Origin of the sequence: Pseudomonas sp. MF6776, assembly GCF_016613125.1 — a bacterium.
GTDB lineage: Bacteria > Pseudomonadota > Gammaproteobacteria > Pseudomonadales > Pseudomonadaceae > Aquipseudomonas > Aquipseudomonas iridis.
Window position 1 is genome coordinate 227,099 of record NZ_JAENSQ010000008.1, and the last position, 25,080, is coordinate 252,178.

The window sequence follows — 25,080 nt, forward strand, 5'->3', positions numbered from 1 at the left end:
AACGCGGTGTGTCAGTCACTGAAAAGGTCGACTGACACACCGCGTTCTCGCGCAGGCTCGCTCCCACAGCGGATTTGCAGGGTTTACAAACCTTCGGCAAGCACCTGATCGAGCATGTCGACGAAGAAATCCACACTCTGACGCGAGGTCACCATCGGCGGTTTGATCTTGAGAATGTTCAGGTCATCGCCGGTCGGCTGCATGAAAATCCCCAGCTCGCGCAGGCGATCACACAGCAACGTGGTCTCTTCAGTCGCCGGCTCCAGCGTCTCGCGATGACGGATCAGTTCCACGCCCAGATAGAAACCGGACCCATGCACCGCACCGACCAGCGGATGTTTATCGATCAACGCTTCGAGCCGCGCCTTGAAATGGCCACCGACTACCTGAGCGTTCTCCCAGAGCTTTTCTTCCTCCATCACATCCAGCACGGCCATGCCGATCTGGCAGCTCACCGGACTGCCGCCGGCCGACGAGAAGAAGTAACCCTCGGCTTCGAGGGCCTCGGCGATTTCCCGGCGCGTGATTACCGCACCCAGTGGCTGACCGTTGCCCATGCCTTTGGCCATGGTGATGATGTCCGGCACCACGCCCTGCTCCTCGACACCCCAGAAGAAATGGCCCATGCGCCCGTATCCAACCTGCACTTCGTCGGCAATACACACACCGCCCTGCGCGCGGACCAGCGCATACACCTGCTTCAAGTAACCCGGCGGCAGCGATATACCCCCGGCATTGCCGTACACCGGCTCGCAGATGAACCCGGCCAATTGGCGTTTTTGTTCGGCGATTTTTTCCAGGTGATGTTCGACACTACGCACGTAGTCCGGCGCCGAATCGAGGCCGCGGAATTCGCCACGATACGTGTTCGGTGCCGGCACCGGATGCACCCACTCCGGACGGCTTTCGAGGGCTTTCGGGTTGTCGGCGATCGAGGTCGACACCGCATCGGCGCCGATCGTCCAGCCGTGATAAGCCTCAAGCACGCTGATCATGTCGCGACCGCCGCTGTAGGCCCACGCCAGACGAATCGCCAGGTCATTGGCTTCGCTGCCGCTATTGACCAGAAACACCCGATCCATTCCTTCCGGCGCCAGTTTCAGCAAACGCTCGGAAAACTCGGCCACCGCTGCATAGTTGAACCGCGAGTTGGTATTGAGCAGCGACCACTGACGGGCCGCGACCGCCGCCATGCGCGGATGGCCGTGACCTAGCACAGCCACGTTGTTGAGCATGTCGAGGTAGGAACGGCCCTGCATGTCGATCAGGTGATTGCGCCAGCCGCGTTCGATGCGTGGCGGATCGACGTAATAATGTTTTTGCGTGCGGGCGAAACTGGCATCGCGGCGTTCGAGTAACGTTTGCCAATCCAGCTCCGGTTCGGCATCGCAGGCAAGTCCCAGCAAAGCAGCCGGTGACGGGCACAACGACTGCCACGCGGGTGCATGGGACGGCGTACAGAACAGCGGCGCATCCAGATCCGCGCCGCGAATCAGTTGCACGCTCAACGGTCCGCTGACCGATCCCAGCACCTGGCCTTTGACCAGCGCCGCGCCACTGTGCAGCGTTGGCGCCACACCCCACAGCCGAACGCTGAGCTGCGGGCCGTCCAGTTGCAATGCCCCGTCTGCCTTTTGATGCAACACGCCGGCAAACGGCGCTTCCACCGCAGTGCCATTCGGCACGCGCAACTCGACGTGCAGCGGGAAGGTATCCGGCTCATCAGCACTGTCCGGACGGGTGCGTGACAAACGGTACTGACCATAACGACTCGCCGCCAGACCATGAGCGGCGGCGGCTTCGTTCAGCAGGCGTTGGTCAATGCCCTCCTGCTCCCAGTTGCCGGCCTCGAAATGCGGGCTGAGTACACCGAGATCAATCAGCGCAAATTCGCGCCCGACCAGCTCTGGCAACAACGGCGCGAAACCTTCGCTGTTGATTGCCGGCAATGTCTGACCCACCGCACTGAGAATCGCCGCCTCCATCAACGCCAACGGCACTGATGTGGCGACGCGGAAAATCTCCCACTCGTGACTGAGGTTGTCGCGGCTGTAGGTGTTATCCGGATCGATACTGACTTGTTGTTCGCCGCTGAGCACCAGCACCGCTGCACGGGCGACGATCAGCGGCCATAACGCTTGCAGCTCTTCATGTTGCAGCGGATTGACCGCGTGATAGGCCTGAACCGCCGGCAGAATCACAAACGGATCGCCACCGGCATGGTGCAGTAACGCCGCGCAGGTCACTGACAGATCGGTGATACGCCAGGTACGCACCAGATCGCCGAAGTCGATGACACCCTGCAATTGCCAGTGGCGCTGCGCGTCACGCTGCCAGACCACGTTGTCATCGGTGATGTCCATGTGGATCGCCTGCACCGGCAGTTTTTCCAGCAACGGCTGCAAACGGCGCTCGGCCTGCCTGGCGACGTCGGCGATCAACGTGCGTTGCTGCTCGTCCTTGATCACCGGTAGCAAGTGGGCGATCAATGCGCTGGCGTGGCGCGCATCCCACTGCAACGTACGCTCCAGACCCGCATGGTCGAACCCGGCCAAGGCCAGGTCCATCTCGCCGCAAAGCCGACCAAATCCGGCGACCACTGCGTGGCCCAGGTGATCGAGGTGCGTCAGCGGCTGGCCTTCGATGTAATCCAGCAGCCGCACATGGACGGCCTCACCGTCGACCTCAAGCGACAGCAAATCCTCACCGCTATTGGCCGCAATCACTCGCGGCACATGCACATCAGAATGCTCGGCCAGATACTTGAGGCCGGCGTGTTGGGCCTGCAACTCTACAAGGGCGTAGTCGCCCCGACAGATTTTCAGCACAAACCGCCCGCGCGCACTGTCAACGCGGTAGTTGAGATCCTGCTGGCTGCCAAGGGCCTGCAACGTGCCGCTGAGCCCGTAATGCTCGGCCAGCCATTGCAGGGCCTGCGCCTCGCTGACTTGCGGGCTGGGCAGACTGGCGCGATGAATCAACGTGTCGAGCGACATGAAACGACCCCTGAAATTTTATTAGGCGCTTATATCGCCATTGCTTCTGGCAAGACGCAACCCCTGATTTTGGTTATTCGAGCACTCGCATCCGGCGGCACCTTGCGCAAGAATGTCGCCCGTCCACACTTATCTATGGAAACCCCCATGAATGTAATCACCACTGATTTGCCAGGTGTTCTGATCATCGAACCGAAGGTGTTTGGTGACGAGCGAGGTTTCTTCTATGAGAGTTTCAACGCCAAGGCGTTCAAGGACGCAACCGGCCTTGATACCCAATTCGTGCAAGACAACCATTCGCGCTCGCAAAAAGGCGTGCTGCGCGGCCTGCATTACCAGCTGCAAAACACCCAAGGCAAACTGGTCCGCGTGACGGCCGGTGAAGTACTCGATGTGGCCGTGGACATCCGTCGCAGCTCGCCGCACTTCGGTAAATGGGTGGCCATGCGCCTGTCGGCCGCAAACCATCGTCAACTCTGGATACCGGAAGGTTTCGCCCACGGTTTTGTGGTGCTGAGCGAGTTTGCCGAGTTCCTCTACAAAACCACTGACTACTACACCCCTTCGGCGGAGCGCAGCATTCGCTGGGATGACCCTAATCTTGGCATCGACTGGCAATTGGACGAAGCACCAAAGTTGTCAGCGAAGGATCAGGCGGCAGTGTTGTTCAAGGACGCTGACGTCTTTTCCTGAGGCCGGGCATAATGCGCCTGTCACTACAGGCGCATCCGGCATATGAAACCACCTCTCCCCCGCAGACCCCGCTGGCGCAGCCTCGCCCTGCTGGCATTGTGTCTGGCGCCACTGCTGTGGCCGCTGGAACATCTGGCCGAGCGCTATTACCGCAGCGAACTGGCCGGACAGAACCGCCAGACCCTCGACCTGTACGTCGCCAACCTGCTGGGCACCCTGCACCGCTATGAAGTATTGCCGCAGATCCTCGGCGACCTGCCAGCCCTGCGCGCCGTGCTCGGAGCGCCGGACGATGGCGTCACCCAAGGCAATGCCAATCGTCTGTTGAAAAACATCTCGGCCCAAACCGGTGCCGAAGTGATGTACCTGATGGACACCTCCGGGCAAACACTGGCGGCGTCGAATTGGGACAAACACGACAGCTTCGTCGGCCGTAATTTCTCCTTCCGCCCGTATTTCAGTGAAGCCATGGCCGGGCGTCTTGGACGGTTCTTCGGTCTCGGCACCACGTCGGCCAAACGCGGTTACTTCTTCGCCGCTGCCGTGCGCAACGGTGAAAAAATCATCGGCGTCCTGGTGATCAAGGTCGATCTCGATCACACCGAAAGCCTGTGGGGCAAAACGCCGGAACAACTGCTGGTGACCGACAACAACGGCGTGGTCATCCTCACGTCACGCCCGGAATGGCGCTTTCGCTCGACCCGCGTCTTGAGCGATGCCGAGCGCTTGGCGATTACGGCGATCCAGCCCTACCCGACCCGCGAACCCCGGCCGCTGAATCTCAACACCGACGCCTGGCTGACACAAACCCACGACATCGCCGAAACCGGCTGGAGCGTCAGCATCCTCGCGCCGCGCACGCTGATCGACCGGCCGGTGCGCACAGTGGTCGCCATCGGCGGCGCCACGCTGTTGGTGGTGATGTTGCTGGTGGGTCTGATGATGCAGCGCAGCCGCCACTATCTGGAGCGCATCGCCTTCGAAGCCAAGGCGCGGCGGGAACTGGAAGGCCGGGTCGCCGAACGCACCAGCGACCTCGAAGGCCTCAACCGTCGTCTGAAGCAGGAAGTGCTGGAGCGTGAACAGGCGCAGCAGGAATTGGTGCGCGCTCAGGACGATCTGGTACAAGCCGGCAAATTGTCGGCGCTGGGCACGATGTCGGCGAGCATCAGCCATGAACTCAATCAGCCTCTCGCGGCGATCCGCAGCTACGCAGAAAACGCCGAAGTGTTGCTCGATCATCAACGCACCGAAGAGGCGCGCGGCAACCTCAAGCTGATCAGCGAGTTGACCGGGCGCATGGCCTCGATCATCGCCCATCTGCGCGCCTTCGCCCGCCGCGATCGGCACGCCCCGGAAAGCGTTGCCCTGCAACCGGCGCTGGATGATGCGCTGGCCTTGCTGGCCAAACGTCGACGGAGCATGGAAGTCGAGTTGATCCGCGACCTGCCCGCCGCCACCTTGTGGGTCGAGGCCGGGGAAACCCGCCTGCGCCAAGTGCTCGGCAATCTGCTCGCCAACGCCCTCGACGCCCTCACCGAAAAAGGCCCGCCGCGCAAACTGTGGCTGAGTGCCGAATCCACGGCCGATGGCGTCAACCTGTACATTCGCGACAACGGTCCGGGTTTCTGCATGGAAGCCCTCGGCCGCGCCAGCGAGCCTTTCTACACGACCAAGACGCGCACCCAGGGTCTGGGTCTGGGCCTGGCGATTTGTGAAACCCTGATGCGCGCCTTCGGTGGTGAACTGTCGTTCGCCAACCACAAGCAAGGTGGCGCCTTGATAACCCTGCGGCTGCGTGCCGGTGCGCCCGGGGTCAGCCTGCAACCGTCCGAGGATCGAAGTGCATGACCATCGACAATCGCATTCAGGTGGTGTTGATCGACGACGATCCGCACCTGCGTCAGGCCTTGGGCCAGACACTGGATCTGGCCGGGCTGAAAATCCTGCCGCTGTCCGAAGCCAAGGGCCTGGCCGGACAACTGGAACGCGACTGGCCGGGTGTGGTTGTCAGTGACATCCGCATGCCGGGCATGGACGGTCTGGAATTATTGAGCGAACTGCACGCTCAGGACCCAGAGCTGCCGGTGCTGCTGATCACCGGCCACGGCGATGTGCCGCTCGCCGTGCAGGCGATGCGCGCCGGAGCATACGACTTCCTTGAGAAACCCTTCGCCAGCGACGCCCTGCTCGACAGCGTGCGCCGCGCGCTGGCCCTGCGCCGCCTGGTGCTGGACAACCGCAGCCTGCGTCTGGCCCTCAGCGATCGCAACGAATTGAGCACGCGACTGGTCGGCCATTCGCAGCCGATGCTGCGCCTGCGCGAGCAGATCGGCGCGCTGGCGGCGACCCGGGCTGACGTGCTGATCCTCGGCGAAACCGGCGCTGGCAAAGAGGTTGTGGCCCGTGCGCTGCATGACCTGTCGAGCCGTCGCAACGGGCCGTTTGTGGCGATCAATGCCGGCGCGCTGGCCGAATCGGTGGTGGAAAGCGAGCTGTTCGGCCATGAGCCGGGCGCGTTCACCGGCGCGCAAAAACGCCGTATCGGCAAGTTCGAATTCGCCAACGGCGGCACCTTGTTCCTCGATGAAATCGAAAGCATGAGCCTGGATGTGCAAGTGAAACTGCTGCGCATGCTGCAGGAACGAGTCGTCGAACGCCTGGGCGGCAATCAACTGATCCCGCTGGATATCCGCGTCATCGCCGCCACCAAGGAAGACCTGCGCCAGGCTGCCGATCAGGGCCGTTTCCGTGCAGATTTGTATTACCGCCTCAATGTCGCGCCGCTGCGCATACCGCCGCTACGCGAGCGTGGCGAAGATGCGTTGATGCTGTTCCAGTATTACGCCGATGAAGCCAGCGCCCGCCACGGCTTGCCCCCCCACGAACTGCAACCGGCGCAGCGCGCCCTGCTACTGCGCCATACCTGGCCGGGTAACGTGCGAGAGTTGCAAAACGCGGCCGAACGCTTTGCGCTGGGCCTTGAACTGGCGCTGGATAACAGCGGCGACGAGGGCGGCGGCGCCACAGTCCAAATCACTGGCGGCGGGCTCAGCGAGCAAGTGGAAAACTTCGAGAAATCGTTGATCGCCGCCGAACTGGCGCGCACCCACGGCTCGGTACGCAGTCTTGCCGAAGCGCTGGGCATACCGCGCAAGACCCTGCACGACAAACTGCGCAAACACGGCCTCAACTTCGGCGAAAACAGCCATGGAGAGGAGAACGAATGAACCCGGACACTCACTATCTGGAGTCGGTGCTGCATCGCGATATTCCCCTGACCCGGGACATGGGCATCAAGGTACTCGACTGGCAGGCTCAGCAATTGAGTCTGCATTTGCCTTTGGAGCCCAACGTCAATCACAAAAGCACCATGTTCGGCGGCAGCCTCTATTGCGGCGCGGTGCTGGCGGGTTGGGGCTGGTTGCATTTGCGCTTGAAGGAAGAAGGGATCATCGACGGCCACATCGTGATTCAGGAAGGGCAAATCAGTTATCCGCTGCCAGTGACGGGGGATGCGACAGCCATTTGCCCGGCGCCGGATGCGACGGTGTGGAAGAAATTTCTGGCGATGTATCAGCGTTACGGCCGGGCGCGGTTGACGCTGAATACGCGGATCGTCAATGCCGGGAGTGATGAGGATGCGGTGACGTTTAGCGGGCAGTACGTGTTGCACCGCTAAAGCAAAAGATCGCAGCCTCCGGCAGCTCCTACAGGGAAATGCGAAATCCTGTGTAGGAGCTGCCGCAGGCTGCGATCTTTTGCTATTAACCTCGGGCCAACTCCAACAACCTCGTCCGCCACGCCGCCTTCGCTGGCAGCGCCAGAAAGAACTCATTCAGCAACGATTCCCGCGCCGGATAACAGAACGCTTCGCCCTGCAAATCCAGCACCTCACCGCCCGCCCCTTCCAGCACGCCTTGGGCGGCCGCCGTGTCCCACTGCGAAGTCGGCGCCAGTCGCGGATAGCAATCCGCCGCCCCTTCGGCCAACAGGCAAAACTTCAACGAACTGCCGATATTGGCCAATTGCAGTTCACCCAGGCTCGCGCTCAACCCGGCCAGCAAGCGCTCCTGCTCGGGACTGGAATGCCGACGACTGGCTACTACGGTGAACGCTTCGCCCGGCCCCGGCACGTCACGCACCTGAATCGCAACCGGAGTACCGCCCTCGTCACAGCGCCAGGCACCGAGCCCGGCACCCCCAACGTAGTAACGACCGTTGGTCGGCATCGACACCACACCGAATACCACGCGACCGTTTTCGATCAACGCAATATTGACGGTGAATTCCTCACTGCCGCTGATGAACTCCTTGGTGCCGTCCAGCGGATCTACCAGCCACCAACGCTGCCAGCCGGCGCGTATGCTTTGCGCGATACTCGCGTCCTCTTCGGACAGCACCGGAATACTCGGATCCAGCGCGATCAATCCATCCACGATCACGTGGTGCGCGGCGAGATCTGCAGCGGTCACAGGTGATTCATCTGACTTGGCGGTGACTTCAACGCCTGACCGCCAGAACGGCAAAATCACCTCGCCAGCCTTCAATGCCAGCGCAATTACTGGCGCCATCAACGGATGGGGAAAGTTCATCAATTGCTCACTCATAGTTGAAAGGCACCGCGCTGGCTCAGCAAATCACGCGCCAGGTACAACGCCGCCAAGGCACGCCCTTCGGTGAATTGCGGATTCAATGCCAGCGCCGACAGTTCACGCAGGTTGACCTTGTCGACCCGCATTGGCTCAGGCTCGTCGCCCTCCAGACGTTCTTCGTACAGCTCGGTGGCCAGCACCACCTGAATCTTCTGGCTCATGTAACCGGGTGACAGCGACAGCTCAGTCAGATGCTCCAGTTGCCGCGCGCCAAAACCGGCCTCTTCCTTAAGCTCACGCTCGGCCGCTGCCAGCACGTCTTCACCGGGTTCGATAAGGCCTTTGGGCAGGGACAATTCGTACTCGTCAGTACCGCCGCAATATTCTTCGACCAACACAGCGTGCTCGGCATCGAGCATTGCCACGATCATCACCGCGCCGTATCCGGCACCCTTGCCCACCAGACGCTCATAGGTGCGTTCCACACCGTTGGAAAAACGCAGCTTGAGCTCTTCGACGCAAAACAGGCGACTGGTGGCGACGATCTCGCGGGCAAGTACGGTGGGTTTCTGGCGCATGCAAAGCTCCTTGGCGTGAACGCGCTACTATAACGCGGCTTTCCCGATTGTTTACGTCGGATATCTTTCTACCGCTCGAGACGTTGCCATGCCTTCACTACCCTGGTCCGACATCGATACCGTTCTTCTGGACATGGACGGCACGCTGCTGGATTTGCACTTCGACAACCATTTCTGGCTGGAACACCTGCCCCAGCGCTACGCCGAACTGCACGGGGTCAGCCGCGCCATGGCCGAGATGGAGTTGCAGCCGTTGTTCGAGCGCCATGCCGGTCAGTTGCAGTGGTACTGCCTGGATTTCTGGAGCAGCGAACTGAAATTGTCAGTGCGTGAATTGAAGCAAGAGACCGCGCACCTGATCGCCTTGCGCACCGATGCCGACACCTTTCTTGACGCGATAAAACGCGCCGGCAAACGGGTGATCATGATCACCAATGCGCACCGTGATTCGCTGTCGTTGAAGCTGGAGCGGATTGAACTGGCGCCCTATTTCGAGCGATTGATCAGCTCGCATGACTACGGTTTTCCGAAGGAAAATCCGCAATTCTGGGATGCGTTGCAGGCCGATATAGATTTTGATCCGGCGCGCAGTCTGTTCATTGATGACACCTTGCCCATTCTGCGCAGTGCGCGGGATTTTGGCGTGGCACACCTGTTGGCCATCAAGGAACCGGACAGCCGCAAAGGCCCGAGGGACACCGCCGAGTTTGCGGCGGTCGATGATTACCGGGATTTGATCACCGGCCTCTGATACCGAGTTGCCCTATTCGCGAGCAGGCTCGCTCCCACATTGAAACGCAATCCAATGTGGGAGCGAGCCTGCTCGCGAAAGCGTTATCCGCAATTACTCAGGAATACGCAGTGTCTGCCCTGGGTAGATCTTGTTCACATCCTTGAGCATCGGTTTGTTGGCTTCGAAGATTTTTTGATACTTGTTGGCATCGCCGTAAACGCGCAGGGAAATTGCACTCAGCGTGTCACCCGACTTGACCACCACAAACTGCGCAGCAGTCACTACCGGGCCGGTCACAGTGATCTGGTCATCAACGCTGCCCACGCCTTCGATATTGCCCACCGCCAGCAGAATTTTCTCTTTCTCCTCCTGGCTCGCCACCTCACCGGTAACCGTGACCTTGTCGCCGTCCACAGTCGCCTGAACGTTCGGATTGCCCAAGCCAACCTTGCTGATGTGTTCCTTCAATTGCTCACCGGCATTGGCATTGCCCGGGGTCAGCAGATCGATCAGTTTCTCACCGGCTTCTTTCACAAAGCTAAAAAGACTCATAGCGCACACTCCTTGATTTGGGTTCCAGACGTCAAAGCCTAGACCACCAATGACAACCCCGGTTCCAAGCCGACCAATGACCCTGTCACCCCACAAGCGTTAGAATCGCCCACCCCCGCAACACCCTTCGGAGCGAAGATGGACATCAAGCAGCTGAAATTCCTCATCGCCCTCGACGAAACCCGTCACTTCGGCCAGGCCGCTGCGCGTTGTCACATTACGCAACCGACGCTGTCGATGCGCCTGCGTAGTCTCGAAGAAGAACTCGACCTGCCGCTGGTCAACCGCGGTCAGCGGTTCGAAGGGTTCACCGCCCCGGGCGAACGGGTGCTGGCGTGGGCACGCACAGTGTTGGCGGCGTATGACGGCTTGCAGGCAGAAGCAGCAGCGTGCCGCGGCAATCTGGTCGGTACGTTGCGCCTGGGCGTGGTGCCGCTGTCGAGTTTCGATGCGTTGCCGCTGATGCAGCGTCTGCACGGGCAGCACCCGAACCTGCGCTTTGAATTGTCGGCGCTGAGTTCCGAACAGATTCTCGAACAACTGGCGAACAACCGCATCGATATCGGCGTGTCCTATCTTGATCGGCTGGACAGTGAGCGCTTCGAATCCCTGGCCTTCAGCGAAACCCGCATGGGATTGCTGTATGACCAGCGTTTCTTCTCCTTCGGCGAAGCACCGTTGACCTGGGAATCGCTGATCGAACTGCCACTGGGCATGCTCACCAGCGGCATGCACTTTCGCCAGTCGATCGACCACAATTTCCACAGCCGTGGCCTGACGCCCCAAACACTGCTGCAAACCGATGCCGTGCATCAATTATTACAAGCTGTGCATGGCGGGTTCTGTTGCGCGGTGATGCCGTTGGACGGCGGACTGGAAAACCTCACCGATGACCTGCGTCTGCAGCCCATTGAAAGTGCCCAAACCCTCGCCCGATTGGGGTTCATCATGCGCCGGGGTGCCCCGCGTTCAGCGCTGGCCGAAGCCTGTTTTGCGCTGTATCAAAAATCGCCAGGCGAGTCTTGATCGACGGCATCTATCGGTAGATCAACATTAGCGATTAGACGCGACATCTTGCCGCGCCTAGTCTTAACGTTGATCAAACCGTTGGTGATGCCATGAACGCCAAGCGCCCAGCCTGCGCGGCGCCTGCACGCGAAACGCCCGCGCCTGCTGCCAGCCAGACATACAGTTACAGCGATCTGCCTCTCGAAGAGTCGGCCAGCACCGCGCTGGCCGAGGAAGTTGCGTTGGCGATCGCCTACAACGGCATCAGCCAGGCCGTCATGCTGGTGACCCCGACCGACCTCGAAGACTTCATCGTCGGTTTCAGCCTCGGCAGCGGCATCATCGAAGACGCCAATGAGATCTATGACCTGCAACTGACTGGCGCAGGTTCGGCGCAATACGCGCAAGTGACCATCGCCAATCGTGCGTTCTGGAATCTCAAGACCCAGCGTCGGCAACTGGCCGGCACTAGCGGGTGCGGACTGTGCGGCGTTGAAGCGGTGGAACAGGCGCTACCCGATCTCAAGGTGTTGCCCGGTGCGCCGTTGCCACCCAGTGTATGGCTCGACGGTCTGCGCCAACGCATCGGTGCCTTCCAGCCACTGGGCCAGCATTGCGGTGCGGTACACGCGGCGGTTTTCATGAATGCCAGCGGCGAATTGCTGCTCGGGCGCGAAGACATAGGCCGCCACAACGCTCTCGACAAACTGATCGGCGGGCTGATCCGCCAGAAAATATCCACGGATGGCGGCCTGACGATTGTCACCAGCCGTTGCAGTCTCGAATTGATCCAGAAAGTTTTGCGCGCCGGCATCCAGACCCTGGTCAGCCTGTCCGCGCCTACGGGCCTTGCCGTGCAATGGGCCCGTCGGCACAACCTCAATCTCATCCACCTGCCGCAGAAAAATGCGCCGCGGGTGTATAGCCCCGCGATGGAGAATCAAGCGTGAGCCAACATCATCAAGCCGACCAGAAACCTGTCCCGCGCTACAAGCCCTACAAAGGCGCAGCCGGCGGTTGGGGTGCCCTGATCAGCGTGGCCCAGGCCTGGTTGACCAGCGACAACGCGCTGAAAAACCTGCGCATGATGCTCAAGACCAACCAGAACGGCGGCTTCGACTGCCCGGGTTGCGCGTGGGGCGATTCCCCGGAAAGCGGCATGGTCAAGTTCTGCGAGAACGGCGCCAAAGCGGTGAATTGGGAAGCGACCAAGCGTCGGGTGGATGCAAAATTCTTCGCCAAACACAGCGTTACCGCGTTGCTGGAGCAGAGCGACTACTGGCTTGAATATCAGGGTCGTCTGACCGAGCCAATGGCCTACGACGCCGAGACCGACCGCTACAAACCGATTGCCTGGGACGATGCCTACGCGCTGATCGCCAAACACCTGCAAGGCTTGTCGAGCCCGGATCAAGCCGAGTTCTACACCTCGGGTCGCGCCAGCAACGAAGCGGCGTATCTGTATCAGCTGTTCGTGCGCGCCTTCGGTACCAACAACTTTCCCGATTGCTCGAACATGTGCCACGAGGCCAGCGGCGTGGCGTTGGCGCAGAGTGTCGGTGTCGGCAAAGGCACCGTGACGTTCGATGACTTCGAACACGCCGACGCGATTTTCGTCTGGGGCCAGAACCCCGGCACCAACCATCCGCGGATGCTCGAACCCCTGCGTGAAGCCGTGAAGCGTGGCGCTCAGGTGGTGTGCGTCAACCCGCTCAAAGAGCGTGGTCTGGAACGTTTCCAGCACCCGCAGCACCCGATCGAAATGCTCACCAACGGCGACAAACCGACCAATACCGCGTACTTCCGCCCGGCATTGGGTGGCGACATGGCGCTGCTGCGCGGCATGGCCAAGTTCCTTCTGCAATGGGAGCGCGACGCGCAGAAGGCTGGTGAGCCAGCGGTTTTCGATCACGACTTCCTCAATGCACACAGTGCCAATGTGCTGGAGTATCTCGGTGTCGTCGACGACACGCCGTGGGAACAGATCGTCGAGCAATCCGGCCTGACCCTGATCGAAATCGAACAAGCGGCGCGCATGTACGCCAAAGGCAAAAACGTGATCATGTGCTGGGCGATGGGCATCACCCAGCATCGCCATTCGGTGCCGACCATCCAGGAAATCGCCAACCTGATGCTGCTGCGCGGCAACATCGGCAAACCCGGCGCCGGTCTGTGCCCGGTGCGCGGTCACAGTAACGTGCAGGGCGACCGCACGATGGGTATCAACGAGCGTCCACCCGTGGCGTTCCTTGATTCGCTGGAGCGTCGCTTCCAGTTCAAGGTGCCACGCCACAACGGGCACAACGTGGTCGAGGCGATCCACGCCATGGCCGAGGGCCGCGCCAAGGTGTTTATCGGTCTGGGCGGCAACTTCGCCCAAGCCACACCGGACAGCCCGCGCACGTTCGAGGCTCTGAGCAATTGTGACCTGACCGTGCAGATCAGCACCAAACTCAACCGTAGCCACCTGGCTCACGGTAAAGACGCCTTGATCCTGCCGTGCTTCGGTCGCACCGACATCGACATCCAGACTGAAGGCCCGCAAGCGGTCACCGTGGAAGACTCGTTCAGCATGGTTCACGCCTCCAACGGTCAGTTGCAGCCGCTTTCTAACCAGATGCGTTCAGAGCCGTCGATCATCGCTGGCATCGCTGCCGCGACCCTTGGCAGCAAACCGGTGGACTGGAACTGGCTGGTGGCCGATTACGGGCGTATCCGCGAGCTGATCGCCGACACCATCCCGGGTTTCAAGGAATTCAACGAAAAGATCAAGAATCCGGGTGGTTTCTACCTCGGCAACAGCGCCGGTGCACGCAAGTGGAACACGCCGTCGGGCCGCGCCAATTTCCGCGCGAACCTGCTGCCCAAAGACCTGGTCCACGAACGTACCCGCGCCACCGGTCAGTTGCCGGATCTGATCCTGCAATCGATGCGCTCGCACGATCAGTACAACACCACGATTTATGGCCTCGACGACCGTTATCGCGGGGTGAAAGGCCAGCGCGATGTGCTGTTCGCCAACGAGGCCGACATTATTCGCCTGGGCTTCCGTCCGGGGCAGAAGGCTGACATCGTTTCGATCTGGGACGATGGGCGCGAGCGTCGGGTGAAGGGCTTCACACTGCTGGCGTTTGACATCCCTGCCGGCCAGGCCGCTGCGTATTACCCGGAAGTGAATCCACTGGTGCCGCTGGAAAGCACTGGCGACGGCAGCCATACGCCGACCTCGAAGTTCATCGCGATCCGCTTGGAAGCGGCGAGTGAGACCGGGTTGATCATGGCCAAGTCTGCTTAAGCCTAAAGAGTGACTGGACTGGCCCCTTCGCGGGCAGGCTCGCTCCCACAGTTGAGCGCATTCCTGCATAAGAAACGCGGTCCAATGTGGGAGCGAGCCTGCTCGCGAAAGCGGTCGAACATTTAACGCACTTCTACGCCGCTACACATTTCCATCGCCCACAAAAAAGGCCGCTTTTTCACAAAAGCGGCCTGTCCGAAGTAGTTAAAGACCGGCGAAAATCGCTTAAGTTCCGTATTTAAAACAGTAACTTGCGTAATTGTATACAAGTCGTGTTATTCGTCGGATTTCGATTGTCACGCGTGTTGCACAGCCTCAGGATCGGCGCCGTCATCCCTTTGAGGCTCCTCTATGAAGTTCTCCTCGATTCTCTTGTTGTCCCTTGGCCTGGTCAGTGGTTTTGCGTCCGCAGGCGGCACCACCGAAGCAGGTGTGGGCGGCGCATTGGGCGGGGTTCTTGGCTCGGTCGTCGGTCAGTCTTTAGGCGGCAATACAGGTTCCACCATCGGCGCAGCCTTGGGCGGTGCGGGTGGTAGCGCGGTCGGCGCAGACAAACGCAGCCGTGGCGAAGCCGCTATCGGCGGTGCGTTGGGCGCAGCCGGCGGTAACGTGGTTGGCCGCAGCATGGGCGGCACTACCGGCAGCCTGATCGGTTCCGCAGCAGGTGGCGGCGCCGGCGGCGCGCTGGGTAACTACATGGGCAACAAGAGCGATGACGATGATCGTCGCTATGATCGCCGTCACGACGACCGTCGCTACTATCGCGACGACCACCGTGGTCGCGGCCATGCCTATGGCCATCGCAAGCACCACAAGTACTCTCGCCATCGTTAAGGCGAATGCTTGAAAAAAAATCGCAGCCCGAGGGCTGCGATTTTTTTTGCCTGTTATACCACTAAGTATTCCAGTGCATGCCGCAGTCCGGCAGGAATCGGCGTGGGCTGATTGGTCGTACGATCCACGAACACATGAACAAAGCACCCCGCCGCACACGCTTCGCTCTCGCCGACCTTGAACACCGCCAATTCGTACTGCACCGAACTGTTGCCCAACTTGCCGACCCGCAAGCCGATCTCGATCAAGTCCGGGAAAGCAATCGAGGCGAAGTAATCGCACGCCGAACTGACCACGAACCCCACCACCTCACCGTCATGGATATCCAGACCACCGACCTGGATCAGGTAGGTGTTCACCGCGGTGTCAAAGAAGCTGTAATAAGTGACGTTATTGACGTGGCCGTAGGCATCGTTGTCATGCCAGCGCGTGGTAATGGGCTGGAAATGCGGGTAGTCGGTGCGTTGAGGGGTCGGGTTGGACATCAATTTTCGATTCCTGAAGGTAAGTGGCCAGTCTGATTTAAAAGCGTCTCGCTCCCACAAGGTTCTTCAGTGAGGTCGGGATCTGCGAACCACACAAACCCACTGTGGGAGCGAGCCTGCTCGCGAAGGCGCCAGCACAGGCGCCACGTCATTCAACGGTCAGCAAACCCCTTCCCTTGCGCCGCCAACTCACCAATCAGCCTTGCCGGTTTCCACTGATCACCCTGCCGCGTCTCCAGCGCCAGCAACCGCTGATGAATATCTGCAAGCCCCTGCTGATCCGCCCAGGCCATCGGCCCGCCCTTGTCCGCCGGAAAGCCATAACCGTTCAGGTACACCAGATCGATGTCATGCGCCGACTCGGCAATGCCTTCCTGCAGAATCTTCGCGCCTTCGTTGACCAGTGCCAGCAGGCAGCGCTCCAGAATCTCCTCCGGGCCGATTTCACGGCGCTGGAAACCCAAACCCTCACTGACACGCAACACCAGCGCATCGACCTCCGGGTCATGCTCTGCCTGACGACTGCCCGGCTCGTAGTGGTAATAACCATTACCAGACTTCTGACCGAACCGGCCCATTTCGCACAGGCGGTTATCAACCTGAATCTCCGGGGCATCCTGGCCCTTGCCGGCCAGCTCACGAGCGCGCCATTCCAGATCGATGCCGACCACGTCGTACATACGGAACGGCCCCATGGCGAAACCGAATGCCTGTAGCGCCGCATCGACCTGCTGTGGATAAGCGCCTTCAAGCAGTATCTTGCGGGCCTCCAGGACATACGGATGCAGCATGCGGTTACCGATGAAACCGTGGCAGTTGCCCGATACCACACTGACCTTGCCCATGCGCTTGCCCAGTATCAGCGCAGCATCCAGTGCTGCCTGCGAGGTCTGTGCACCGCGAACGATTTCCAGCAGTTTCATGATCTGCGCGGGGCTGAAGAAATGCAGACCCAACACTTGCTCAGGCCGCTTGGTCGCCGCAGCTATTGCATCGATATCCAGTGCCGACGTGTTACTCGCCAACAGCGCTTGCGGCTTGAGCAAGCCATCCAGTTCACGAAAGATCTTCTGCTTGAGTTCGAGGTTTTCGTACACCGCCTCGATCACCAGATCGGCATTGCGGATCTCTGCGTAATCCGCCGCAGCGCTGACCCGGGCCAAACGCGCATCAGCCTCGGCCCGATCAATCCGGCCTTGACGCACGTTATGTGCATAAGTCTCGGCCACGGTTGCGAGCGCCTGTTCGAGCATCTGTGGATTGGTGTCCACCCATTGCACCGACACACCGGCATTGGCCAGACACATGACAATGCCACGCCCCATCGTGCCCGCACCAATCACCGCTGCCTGCTGAATATCGAAAGATGTCTGGCTCATGTTGTTCTCTTGTTGGCGATCCAAAGACTGGTCTCACCATAGTCAGCCAACGACGCTTTTTGAAGTTTATTACCGTGATGATCGACATTCAGCGGATGGATGCAGCTCTCATAGATCACCGCAATCCTTTGGGAGCGAGCCCGCTCGCGAAAGCGGTGTGCCATGCAACGCGATTCCGAATGACCTGACGCCTTCGCGAGCAGGTTCGCTCCCACAGGATTCCCGGTTCAGTCGAGCAAATGGTTGTCAGCCCAATGGCGCACTTCGGCGTAGGGATAGTCTTCCAACGCCGCATACCCGGAAATCGTCCGCGCCTTGAGCTTGGTAAACAGCGGCACGCTGATCCCGCACAGAAACCGCGTCAGCCGTTCCGCCGTGGGTACGTTGCCGGTGTGCTGCTCGTGCTTGTGGATAAAGTCGCCGCACAGCGCTGCAAAGTTTTTATCCACAAGCGGCGGCAATTGCGGGGGTTCCGGCAACCGCGCGACATGCCCGTGACACACCGAACAATGCCCACAGCGCTCTGGCGCATTGCGGTCGCCGAAATACTCGGCCAGGCGATAACCCAGGCAGCGCTCAGTGGCGAACACATCGAGCATGGCGTGAATCCGCGCGACTTCGGCCTGCTCGTGGCGGGTGAAGTATTCATGCAGTTCAGCGCTCAACACGCCGCTGTCAAAGTCGCTCTGCAGCACGCTGTAGACCTCGGTCATCTGCTTGCTCTCAAGCTCGACCCAGCCCTTCTCCTGGAAATAATCCAGCGCCTTCACCACCCGATTTCGCTCTGCCGAATATTGCGTGTACATCGCCTCGAAACTCACGGTTGCCCAGGTTCGCGCACGGTTCGACGTCTGGATGATCGCCGCGACAAACTCCCTGCGTTCGCCCTCGAAACGTTCGAGCAGCGCGTCCGGCTCCAGCAAGTATTTGAAACGGTATTCGGCGTAGTACGCGTAGCGCGGCGCGATAAGGCCGCGCAACTCCAATTGCACCAGCAATGTCTTGAGCGGCAATGCGCGGATATTGCTTTGATCCGCGAGCGGACCGAGCAGAAACTCCCACTGACCTTCCGGCACCGAGGCTTTCAACTCGTCGAGCACATAGCGAATACCCTCGCGCTCCGGTGTGTCGCCGTAAACGAAGTTTTCCAGCACGTTGAGGCTGTCGCGATTGGCCAGCACCAGACAATCCGACGGCTGCCCGTCACGCCCCGCGCGGCCTATTTCCTGGCTGTAGTTTTCGATGGATTTGGGCAGGTCGAAGTGCACCACATTGCGGATGTCGCTCTTGTCGATGCCCATGCCGAAAGCGATGGTCGCGACGATGCAATTGGACTGCCCGGCCATGAAGCGTTTCTGGATCGCCTCGCGCTTATCATGCGGTAAACCGGCGTGGTAAGCCTCGGCCTGAATACCGTTACGCTCCAGGTGCTCGGCAATGTGTTCGGCGGTTTTCTGCAAGGTGACGTAGACAATGCTCGGCTGACCCGGACGCTCAGCCATCCACTCCACCAGGCGCCGACGCTTGTCCTGGCCGGGCACCGGTTCCACCAGCAGATTGAGGTTGGGCCGATAGAAACCGGTGGTCACCACGTCTTCGGCGGCGATGGCAAATTTAGCCTGCATGTCGGTGATGACTTTCGGCGTTGCCGTGGCAGTCAGCAGCAAGGTTTGCGGGATGTTGAACTGCCGTTGGTAGTCCGGCAGCTTGAGGTAGTCCGGACGGAAATTGTGTCCCCACTCGGAGATGCAATGCGCCTCATCCACGACCAGCAGCGAGATCGGCACCTGCTGCAAGAAGTTGCGGAAGCGTTCGTTTTTCAGCCGCTCCACGGAGATCATCAGGATCTTCAATTCACCTGATCGGGCGCGGGCCATCACGTCATTGGCATCATCGCGGCTTTGCGCCGAATCAATACTGCCCGCCGCAATGCCATGGCGTTGCAGGAACGCCAATTGATCCTGCATCAACGCCAGCAGCGGCGAGACCACCAGCGTCAGATTCGGCAGCATCAGTGCCGACAATTGATAGCAAAGGGACTTGCCGGAACCTGTGGGAAAAATCGCCGCTGCCGAGCGTCCGGCCAACACCGCGCTGATCGCGGCCTCTTGTCCGGGTCGGAACTGTGGATAACCAAAAACCTGTTCCAGGGTGTTGTGCATTCGCTGTCACTCCTTTGACTGCTGCCATGCCAACAGCCTAGCGGGCGATCGCAGCGAGTCGAGAAAAGGTCGGGGGCCAAATCGATACGGAATGATACAGCGATTCACCTAAACGCCACGGTCCCTGTGGGAGCGGGCTTGCCCGCGAAGAGGCCGGCACTGACTACACAAAATCTAAACGTTCATGGCCGCAACACTGCCACCCGCAGTTGCTCATTCAACATCTGCTCGTGCACACCCAGGCTTTTGCTCGCCCACAACGCATGGGCCGGGCTGATGTCGCCGGTGAACGCTGCCGCCAATTGACGCAGATCGGCAACACTGCGTACCTGTGGACAAAACGGTTGTTCAGCACAGTCCTGACTGGCGTTGCGATAAGTGCTCAGCAAGTGATCCCACAAACCATCACGCAGTTGTCTGATCGACTTCAACTGCACTTTCGGCACACCCAGCTTCTGCTTCAAACCCGACTCGTCCAACGCCTCGCTGGCGAGCAAGGCTTTGCCGAACATCAACACCTCGGCGCGCGACGCCGTGTCGACATTCGCTTGGCTGGTGAGTGCGTCCGGCCATCCGGTGCGATTCAAATGATCGAGTACCAGCGGATTGCCAACTTCGGCGGACATTGCCAAACGACAACCACTGGTCCACAGCAATACGATCGAGGCCATTCGTAGCCACTGCATACCTAATTCCCTTTAAGCGCGTATCGGACGTTTGGAAACGTCCCACAGATTCTGGCGCGCACGATACAGCGGTTTACCGCGAAACGCCTGACAAACCTGTAGGAAAAATCCTATCTAAGGGTTTTGCCCTGAAAAGCCCTGGAAAACATGTAGGGCAAATACCCGAACCCCGGTAAACCCCCTACAAACGCTGTCCATCCTGGCTGTCTTGTCCCACGGCGCAGCGCCCTCTTATAGTGGCCGACGCGACTGAATCCCGCCGTAGCGATCTCTCAAAGGACAGGCTTGATCCATGAACCCACCTCAATCCCCCCTCAACCGCTACCGCCGTTTGAAAACCTGCTACAGCGACAAGCCGGTGCTGGTCATCGATACAGAAGCCTGTCATCAAGATTTGCTGAATGCCGCTCAACAAAGATTGGGCGCCGCCAACAATCTTTTGGAAACTCTGTACTGTCTGTGTTTCAAACAAGCAGACGTCAAAGACATCCCGAACATCATCAATGCGCTGTACTTATTGACTCAGGATGGCTGCGAACTGCTGGAAGTTGCCAAGTTTAAAATCGAACACCCACAAGCAACCAACAACCCTCTTGAAAACAACCCGGCACTCTGAATCCCGCTGTTCACATCCGCCGACAGATAAGCGCGCCCGTTTAAAACTGTTGATGGAACAGCAGCAATGACCTATCAGATCTTCATCCCGTTCCTACAAGGGCAGACTCCTTGTCTTCTATCGCCGCCCTGTAGCTCGTCTCTATAGTCGTGACTGTCGCTGCCAATCAGCGGCTCGGGCTTGGTCACCCGATGGGACACACAAACACGTCCGCTGTATGCTGCCGGCACTTCAAATGTCTGCATGCTTCGTGGTGACTGTGTTTGGGACGCTTTCGAGCGTGCCGGATTGTGTGTTCCTCCGGTTGACCAACCTGAACACAGTTCGCCTCCCATCGCTTGGTCACGGTGGGGATGACTCTTCACGACATCTGGAACACACACTATGAAAACATGGAACCCGCTCACCCCCGATCGCTACCGCCCACTCGAATCCAACCTCACCGACACCAAGCCCCTGATCATCGACACAGAGGCCAACCCGCAAGACACTCTCGAATGCGCCGTCCAGCGCCTGCGCGCCTCTGCCGACCTGCTAAAAACCCTCTACTGCCTCAGCTTCAAACAAGCCGACGTCGAAGACATCCCCCACATCACCCACGCACTCTATCTGCTGACGCAGGATGGTTGTGACCTGCTGCAAGTAGCGCAGCAGCAGATGCTCAATTGGAAGGCTCCAGCCTGAAATTGAGTGATCGTATCGCTCTTATGCACTCTGTGAGGGCGATCAAAAAAACGGTAATCAACCATGGGAGCAACCATGAGCAAATTCTTTGATGAGCTGATGGAAAGCATTATCGAAAAGTACCGGCAAAAGCCGGACTGACTCGAGTAAGCGCTAACATTTAAGTGGCAGTATTCTAGCTATATGAACCGAAAACAGATGGAATAATGCCACCTAATTTCGTTTTTCACGGATCTGGCGGTAAACAGCGTCCTTCAGCTTAAGTGCTATTATTCTGGCAGTTAAGGTTTAAAAATGAAGGAATAATGCCACATGGCCAAGAAAACAGCGCCGCTCTTGCCCTCCACTGCTCGGCTTTTGGTCGACCTTGGTGAACGACTGAAGCTGGCTCGCCTACGTCGCAAATTGACGGCCAAGCAGGTCGCCGAAAGGTCAGGCATGTCGCTGACAACCTTGCGCCATCTGGAGTCAGGCGGTTCAGGGGTAACCATCGGGGCCTACTTGTCGGTCATGCAGGTGCTGGGGCTGGAAAAGGACCTGAACAAACTGGCTGCAGCCGATGAAATGGGTCGCCAATTGCAGGATGCGCAATTAATACCTGCGACACGATCCGCAGCCAAAAAGCCCCAGCGAGTGCGAGCAGCCAGCGCGGTAAAAAAGGGCTCACCCGAACACGTCGGGACTTCAAACGTTATCGATGCCGCCACTACCACGAAAATTCCGGCTGACTTCCCATTCAACACACACTCACTCTCCAGCCTTTTGAACAAGAAGAAAAAGGCCGGCCCCCCAACAGGTGAAGAATGACGCTGATTGCTGTTTATGCAGACTGGGAATCCTTGGAAGGCGCCAGACGCCTCGGATTTCTGCACGCGAGGAAAACACGCAACATCAACGTGTTCGAATTTGAGTACGACCCGAAAGCGTTGGCCGATCCCGAGTTGAGTTCCATAACTCTAGACCCGCGCATCAGCCCCTTCGAAGGCCGCCAATTCCCCGGCGAACATCAGAGCCGCTTTGGCGTCTTTGCAGACTCGAGCCCCGATCGTTGGGGCCAACTGCTGATGAAACGCCGCTTGGAAAGGGACATTCGTGACGGCTTGATTCCCAAGGACAGCAAGCTGTTCGAATCCGATTACCTGCTTGGCGTACACGACCTTTTCCGTGTCGGCGCCCTTCGCTACAAACTCAATGACGAAGGCAACTTCCTCGACGACCGCGACGGGATTGCCGCTCCACCCTTTGTCGAGCTACGCGCGTTAGAGCAGGCAAGTCTCGCTCTGGAAAACGACAGGGACAACACAGCCATCGATGGCCGCGAATGGCTAAGAATGCTCATCGCACCGGGCGGCTCACTGGGCGGCGCCAGACCGAAAGCCAGCGTCGTCGACGAGTTCGGCCAACTGTGGATCGCCAAATTCCCAAGTACGAGGGATGACTACGATGTTGGTGGTTGGGAATTTGTAGTAAACGCTTTGGCGGTCAACTGTGGTCTACGTGTTGCCACCGGCATGGCCCGACGCTACGCAAGCGATCACCACTGCTTCCTGGTGAAGCGTTTCGACCGAACCGCGCGCGGCGGCCGACATCACTTCGCATCAGCCATGACCATGACCAACCGCGTCGACGGCGACGACGCCTCAACCGGCGCCAGCTATCTTGAATTGGCGGAAGTAATCATGGAACACGGCTCGGAACCCAACGCAGACCTTCGTGAACTGTGGTCGCGAATTGTCTTCAACATCCTCGTATCCAACACCGACGACCACCTCCGCAACCATGGTTTTGTTCTGGATCCTGGTCGAGGGTGGCGCTTGTCGGCAGCGTATGACATGAACCCGGTGGCGCATGCGGATGGGTTGAAGCTGAACATCACGGACTCCGACAACGCCTTGGATTTGGAGTTGGCGAGGGAAGTGGCAGGGTATTTTCGGGTTAGCGGGAGCGAAGCCGAGCAACTCATTGAAAATTACCAAGAAATAGTCAGTCAATGGCCGACGGTCGCTGGGGCATTAGGGCTGTCGAGGCGTGAACAGGACAGCATGGCACCCGCGTTCTGGTAATTAATAAAATCTAAGGTTCACCTATCGCCCTCCGAATATTCTGCACCGGCGGGTGTCCGAATTTTTTCTCCTGCCAAACTACCCCCTGCACAATTTAGACTATACGAGATCTCCGACGAAGGTCGGAGGTCTTTTTACCATCCAAATACTAGCAATATGACGCTTCTCCGCTAGTCTCGTAAAGAGTGGCAAATACGCGCTCGGTTTAATGAAAATAAAAATAAACGTATGAAAATTTAATTCCCGCAAGACGCATTAGCAACGCCTTATACGTAACAAATAAGTCATGTACGACGATAAAAACAAAAAACAGGAGCAAAAAAAATGACTGCTATAGCAAAGATAGTGGAGTGGGCCAATAAAACTGGTCGACCGATTTGGTGGAAACACACAGTTAGACTGCTTATAGAAAAACAAGAGCTTACAGGAGCAAATCAAGAATTAATCTATAAATTGGCTCGAAGAGAATCTGGCTTTCCTGAGTCAATCGAAGATTATGAAAATTATAACTCAAGCATCTCGGCAGAAGGTTTTGAAATAGAGGAAAAGCCAGTTACATTAAGCTCAATTGGGCCTACAGAAAATATCTCAGCCTTGGAAAACACCCAAATTTTAAAATTCTCAAACATAGGGTTAACCGTTATCTATGGAGATAATGGTTCAGGCAAGTCAAGCTACTCTAGGATCTTGAAAAATGCATGTTTGACTCGAGGTGAAAAACCCGCAGTCATAGGAAATGCTTTTACACCCTCAAAACTTAATTCAAATGCAAAAATTTCGTTTAACGAAGGTGGATTGGCTTTTAATGACATTAACTGGACCTACAAAGGCGACGAGATAATAGCTCTAAAATCAATTCGCGTATTCGATTCAAAGTCAGCATTTCACTATATAGAAAAAGAAGGGGAGTTAGACTACCGACCTGCAGGCCTTCACATACTAGATGAACTGGTTGACATGTGTAACAAAATACGGTCTACAGTCGACGAAAAAATAAAACCTCTTAAAAACCCAATAGTAGTTCCTGCAGTTGAACTCTCTACAAAAGCAGGTAAATTCATAAATTCGCTTTCTGCAAAAACTTCCTCAAGCGAACTTACTTCATTTTGCATAACTGAGCAAGAACTGCTTGATTTAAACAACATTCAAACAGAGCTTAGAACCCTTAAATCACAATCCGCTGAAGAACTTAAAAAAATCTTATAAAAATAGTCAACTCTGCCAAACCTCTACTAAATACTTTAAAAAAAGCAAACACATTAATCTCTGAGGAGAGTTTCGCAGGCTTCGCGAAGCTTATCGAAAACCAACGAGAAACCTTTGACGCATCAGAAAAACTTAGAACTAGTACCTTCGCAAACCTTCCGATTCAGAAAATTGGAAATGAGGTGTGGAAGACCTTGTGGACATCGGCTAAAGCCTTTGTGATGGATGTGTCACCTGTCGGAGATTTTCCACCCAAGGCTGGTGAGAATTGCCCACTATGCTTACAGCCTGTCGGTGAAGAAGCAGGCAAAAGGCTGGATAGATTTGAAACCTATATTAAGGACGAAATACAAAAAACAGCAAATAACGCGAAAACAACAAAAGATCAGCCCTGAATTCAACACATAAGTGCAACGCTCACCCCTGTATGCACTTCGTACGGCGTCTTCCAGCCCAAGCGCTTGCGCGGGCGTAGATTGATCCTCGCTACTGTCCGATTGACGGCTTCGACGGTC

The 25,080-nt window shown here is 58.1% G+C and carries 23 protein-coding genes and 1 pseudogene; 15 read left to right on the forward strand and 9 right to left on the reverse strand.

The genetic code is table 11. From position 1 onward, the window contains the following. Positions 1–83: 83 nt before the first annotated feature. A complete protein-coding gene (locus JJD74_RS12290) occupies positions 84–2,996 on the reverse strand; it encodes an aminotransferase (protein WP_200614126.1) in 2,913 nt (970 codons plus the stop codon). A gap of 147 nt (positions 2,997–3,143) precedes the next feature. On the opposite strand from JJD74_RS12290, the gene rfbC reads away from it, so the two are divergent. Genes rfbC through JJD74_RS12310 form a run of 4 tightly spaced genes read left to right on the forward strand, consistent with a single transcriptional unit; the run spans position 3,144 to position 7,371 of the window. Further along, positions 3,144–3,689, forward strand: coding sequence for a dTDP-4-dehydrorhamnose 3,5-epimerase (gene rfbC / locus JJD74_RS12295; RefSeq protein WP_200614128.1), 546 nt, complete (start codon positions 3,144–3,146; stop codon positions 3,687–3,689). 42 nt (positions 3,690–3,731) lie between these two features. Then, a complete protein-coding gene (locus JJD74_RS12300) occupies positions 3,732–5,540 on the forward strand; it encodes a sensor histidine kinase (RefSeq protein ID WP_047299313.1) in 1,809 nt (602 codons plus the stop codon). Next, positions 5,537–6,919 carry a sigma-54-dependent transcriptional regulator gene (locus JJD74_RS12305; protein ID WP_200614130.1) on the forward strand — a complete coding sequence of 461 codons (1,383 nt, stop codon included), beginning with the start codon at positions 5,537–5,539 and terminating at the stop codon, positions 6,917–6,919. The genes JJD74_RS12300 and JJD74_RS12305 overlap by 4 nt, the downstream gene beginning before the upstream one ends. Further along, complete coding sequence (locus JJD74_RS12310) at positions 6,916–7,371, forward strand: YiiD C-terminal domain-containing protein (protein WP_042557158.1); 456 nt, start codon at positions 6,916–6,918, stop codon at positions 7,369–7,371. The genes JJD74_RS12305 and JJD74_RS12310 overlap by 4 nt, the downstream gene beginning before the upstream one ends. An 85-nt stretch (positions 7,372–7,456) precedes the next feature. Here JJD74_RS12310 and cysQ read toward each other — a convergent pair whose 3' ends face one another. Next, complete coding sequence (gene cysQ, locus JJD74_RS12315) at positions 7,457–8,284, reverse strand: 3'(2'),5'-bisphosphate nucleotidase CysQ (RefSeq protein WP_115146034.1); 828 nt, start codon at positions 8,282–8,284, stop codon at positions 7,457–7,459. 11 nt (positions 8,285–8,295) lie between these two features. Beyond that, positions 8,296–8,862 carry an ADP compounds hydrolase NudE gene (gene nudE, locus JJD74_RS12320; RefSeq protein WP_042557156.1) on the reverse strand — a complete coding sequence of 189 codons (567 nt, stop codon included), beginning with the start codon at positions 8,860–8,862 and terminating at the stop codon, positions 8,296–8,298. 88 nt (positions 8,863–8,950) lie between these two features. Here nudE and yrfG point away from each other — a divergent pair, with 88 nt between their 5' ends. Beyond that, the gene (gene yrfG / locus JJD74_RS12325) at positions 8,951–9,613 is read left to right on the forward strand and encodes a GMP/IMP nucleotidase (protein ID WP_115146036.1); all 663 of its coding nucleotides are present in this window, start codon (positions 8,951–8,953) and stop codon (positions 9,611–9,613) included. Between the two features lie 93 nt (positions 9,614–9,706). Here yrfG and lysM read toward each other — a convergent pair whose 3' ends face one another. Next, the gene (lysM, locus tag JJD74_RS12330; RefSeq protein WP_042557154.1) at positions 9,707–10,147 is read right to left on the reverse strand and encodes a peptidoglycan-binding protein LysM; all 441 of its coding nucleotides are present in this window, start codon (positions 10,145–10,147) and stop codon (positions 9,707–9,709) included. A gap of 138 nt (positions 10,148–10,285) precedes the next feature. Here lysM and JJD74_RS12335 point away from each other — a divergent pair, with 138 nt between their 5' ends. From JJD74_RS12335 to JJD74_RS12350, 4 genes are all read left to right on the forward strand, one after another. Next, entirely contained in the window at positions 10,286–11,173 is an 888-nt protein-coding gene (locus tag JJD74_RS12335; protein WP_042557153.1) for a LysR family transcriptional regulator, read from the forward strand. A gap of 92 nt (positions 11,174–11,265) precedes the next feature. Continuing rightward, positions 11,266–12,105: a formate dehydrogenase accessory sulfurtransferase FdhD gene (gene fdhD, locus JJD74_RS12340; protein ID WP_200614132.1), complete on the forward strand. Its 840-nt coding sequence runs from the start codon at positions 11,266–11,268 to the stop codon at positions 12,103–12,105. Continuing rightward, a complete protein-coding gene (locus JJD74_RS12345; protein ID WP_042557151.1) occupies positions 12,102–14,450 on the forward strand; it encodes an FdhF/YdeP family oxidoreductase in 2,349 nt (782 codons plus the stop codon). Before fdhD ends, JJD74_RS12345 begins: the two co-directional genes overlap by 4 nt. A 351-nt stretch (positions 14,451–14,801) precedes the next feature. Next, positions 14,802–15,284 carry a glycine zipper domain-containing protein gene (locus JJD74_RS12350; RefSeq protein WP_200614135.1) on the forward strand — a complete coding sequence of 161 codons (483 nt, stop codon included), beginning with the start codon at positions 14,802–14,804 and terminating at the stop codon, positions 15,282–15,284. Positions 15,285–15,337: 53 nt separating this feature from the next. Here the strand turns inward: JJD74_RS12350 and JJD74_RS12355 are convergent, their stop codons facing one another. The 4 genes from JJD74_RS12355 to JJD74_RS12370 form a co-directional block, all read right to left on the reverse strand. After that, on the reverse strand, positions 15,338–15,769 hold the full coding sequence (locus tag JJD74_RS12355; protein ID WP_200614137.1) for an acyl-CoA thioesterase: 432 nt from the start codon (positions 15,767–15,769) through the stop codon (positions 15,338–15,340). Positions 15,770–15,921: 152 nt separating this feature from the next. Continuing rightward, positions 15,922–17,148 (reverse strand): 3-hydroxyacyl-CoA dehydrogenase, encoded by a 1,227-nt coding sequence (locus JJD74_RS12360; protein ID WP_200614140.1) that lies wholly within the window; start codon positions 17,146–17,148, stop codon positions 15,922–15,924. Between the two features lie 227 nt (positions 17,149–17,375). Continuing rightward, on the reverse strand, positions 17,376–19,310 hold the full coding sequence (locus tag JJD74_RS12365) for a RecQ family ATP-dependent DNA helicase (protein WP_200614143.1): 1,935 nt from the start codon (positions 19,308–19,310) through the stop codon (positions 17,376–17,378). Positions 19,311–19,492: 182 nt separating this feature from the next. Further along, positions 19,493–19,996, reverse strand: coding sequence for a polysaccharide deacetylase (locus tag JJD74_RS12370; protein ID WP_200614146.1), 504 nt, complete (start codon positions 19,994–19,996; stop codon positions 19,493–19,495). A 292-nt stretch (positions 19,997–20,288) separates the two neighbouring features. On the opposite strand from JJD74_RS12370, the gene JJD74_RS12375 reads away from it, so the two are divergent. The 6 genes from JJD74_RS12375 to JJD74_RS12400 all read left to right on the forward strand — a co-directional run bounded on the left by JJD74_RS12375 (position 20,289) and on the right by JJD74_RS12400 (position 24,960). Further along, complete coding sequence (locus JJD74_RS12375) at positions 20,289–20,612, forward strand: hypothetical protein (protein ID WP_042557145.1); 324 nt, start codon at positions 20,289–20,291, stop codon at positions 20,610–20,612. A 384-nt stretch (positions 20,613–20,996) separates the two neighbouring features. Beyond that, on the forward strand, positions 20,997–21,296 hold the full coding sequence (locus tag JJD74_RS12380; protein WP_200614149.1) for a hypothetical protein: 300 nt from the start codon (positions 20,997–20,999) through the stop codon (positions 21,294–21,296). A 312-nt stretch (positions 21,297–21,608) separates the two neighbouring features. After that, positions 21,609–22,103, forward strand: coding sequence for a helix-turn-helix domain-containing protein (locus JJD74_RS12385; protein WP_047299303.1), 495 nt, complete (start codon positions 21,609–21,611; stop codon positions 22,101–22,103). Continuing rightward, complete coding sequence (locus JJD74_RS12390) at positions 22,100–23,359, forward strand: type II toxin-antitoxin system HipA family toxin (protein WP_200614152.1); 1,260 nt, start codon at positions 22,100–22,102, stop codon at positions 23,357–23,359. Before JJD74_RS12385 ends, JJD74_RS12390 begins: the two co-directional genes overlap by 4 nt. A gap of 324 nt (positions 23,360–23,683) precedes the next feature. Further along, the gene (locus JJD74_RS12395; RefSeq protein WP_200614154.1) at positions 23,684–24,565 is read left to right on the forward strand and encodes an AAA family ATPase; all 882 of its coding nucleotides are present in this window, start codon (positions 23,684–23,686) and stop codon (positions 24,563–24,565) included. Positions 24,566–24,747: 182 nt separating this feature from the next. Continuing rightward, positions 24,748–24,960, forward strand: coding sequence for a hypothetical protein (locus JJD74_RS12400; protein ID WP_200614156.1), 213 nt, complete (start codon positions 24,748–24,750; stop codon positions 24,958–24,960). Between the two features lie 2 nt (positions 24,961–24,962). On the opposite strand, the pseudogene JJD74_RS12405 reads toward JJD74_RS12400, so the two are convergent. Next, a pseudogene (locus JJD74_RS12405) lies at positions 24,963–25,080 on the reverse strand (IS30 family transposase); the annotation flags it as partial.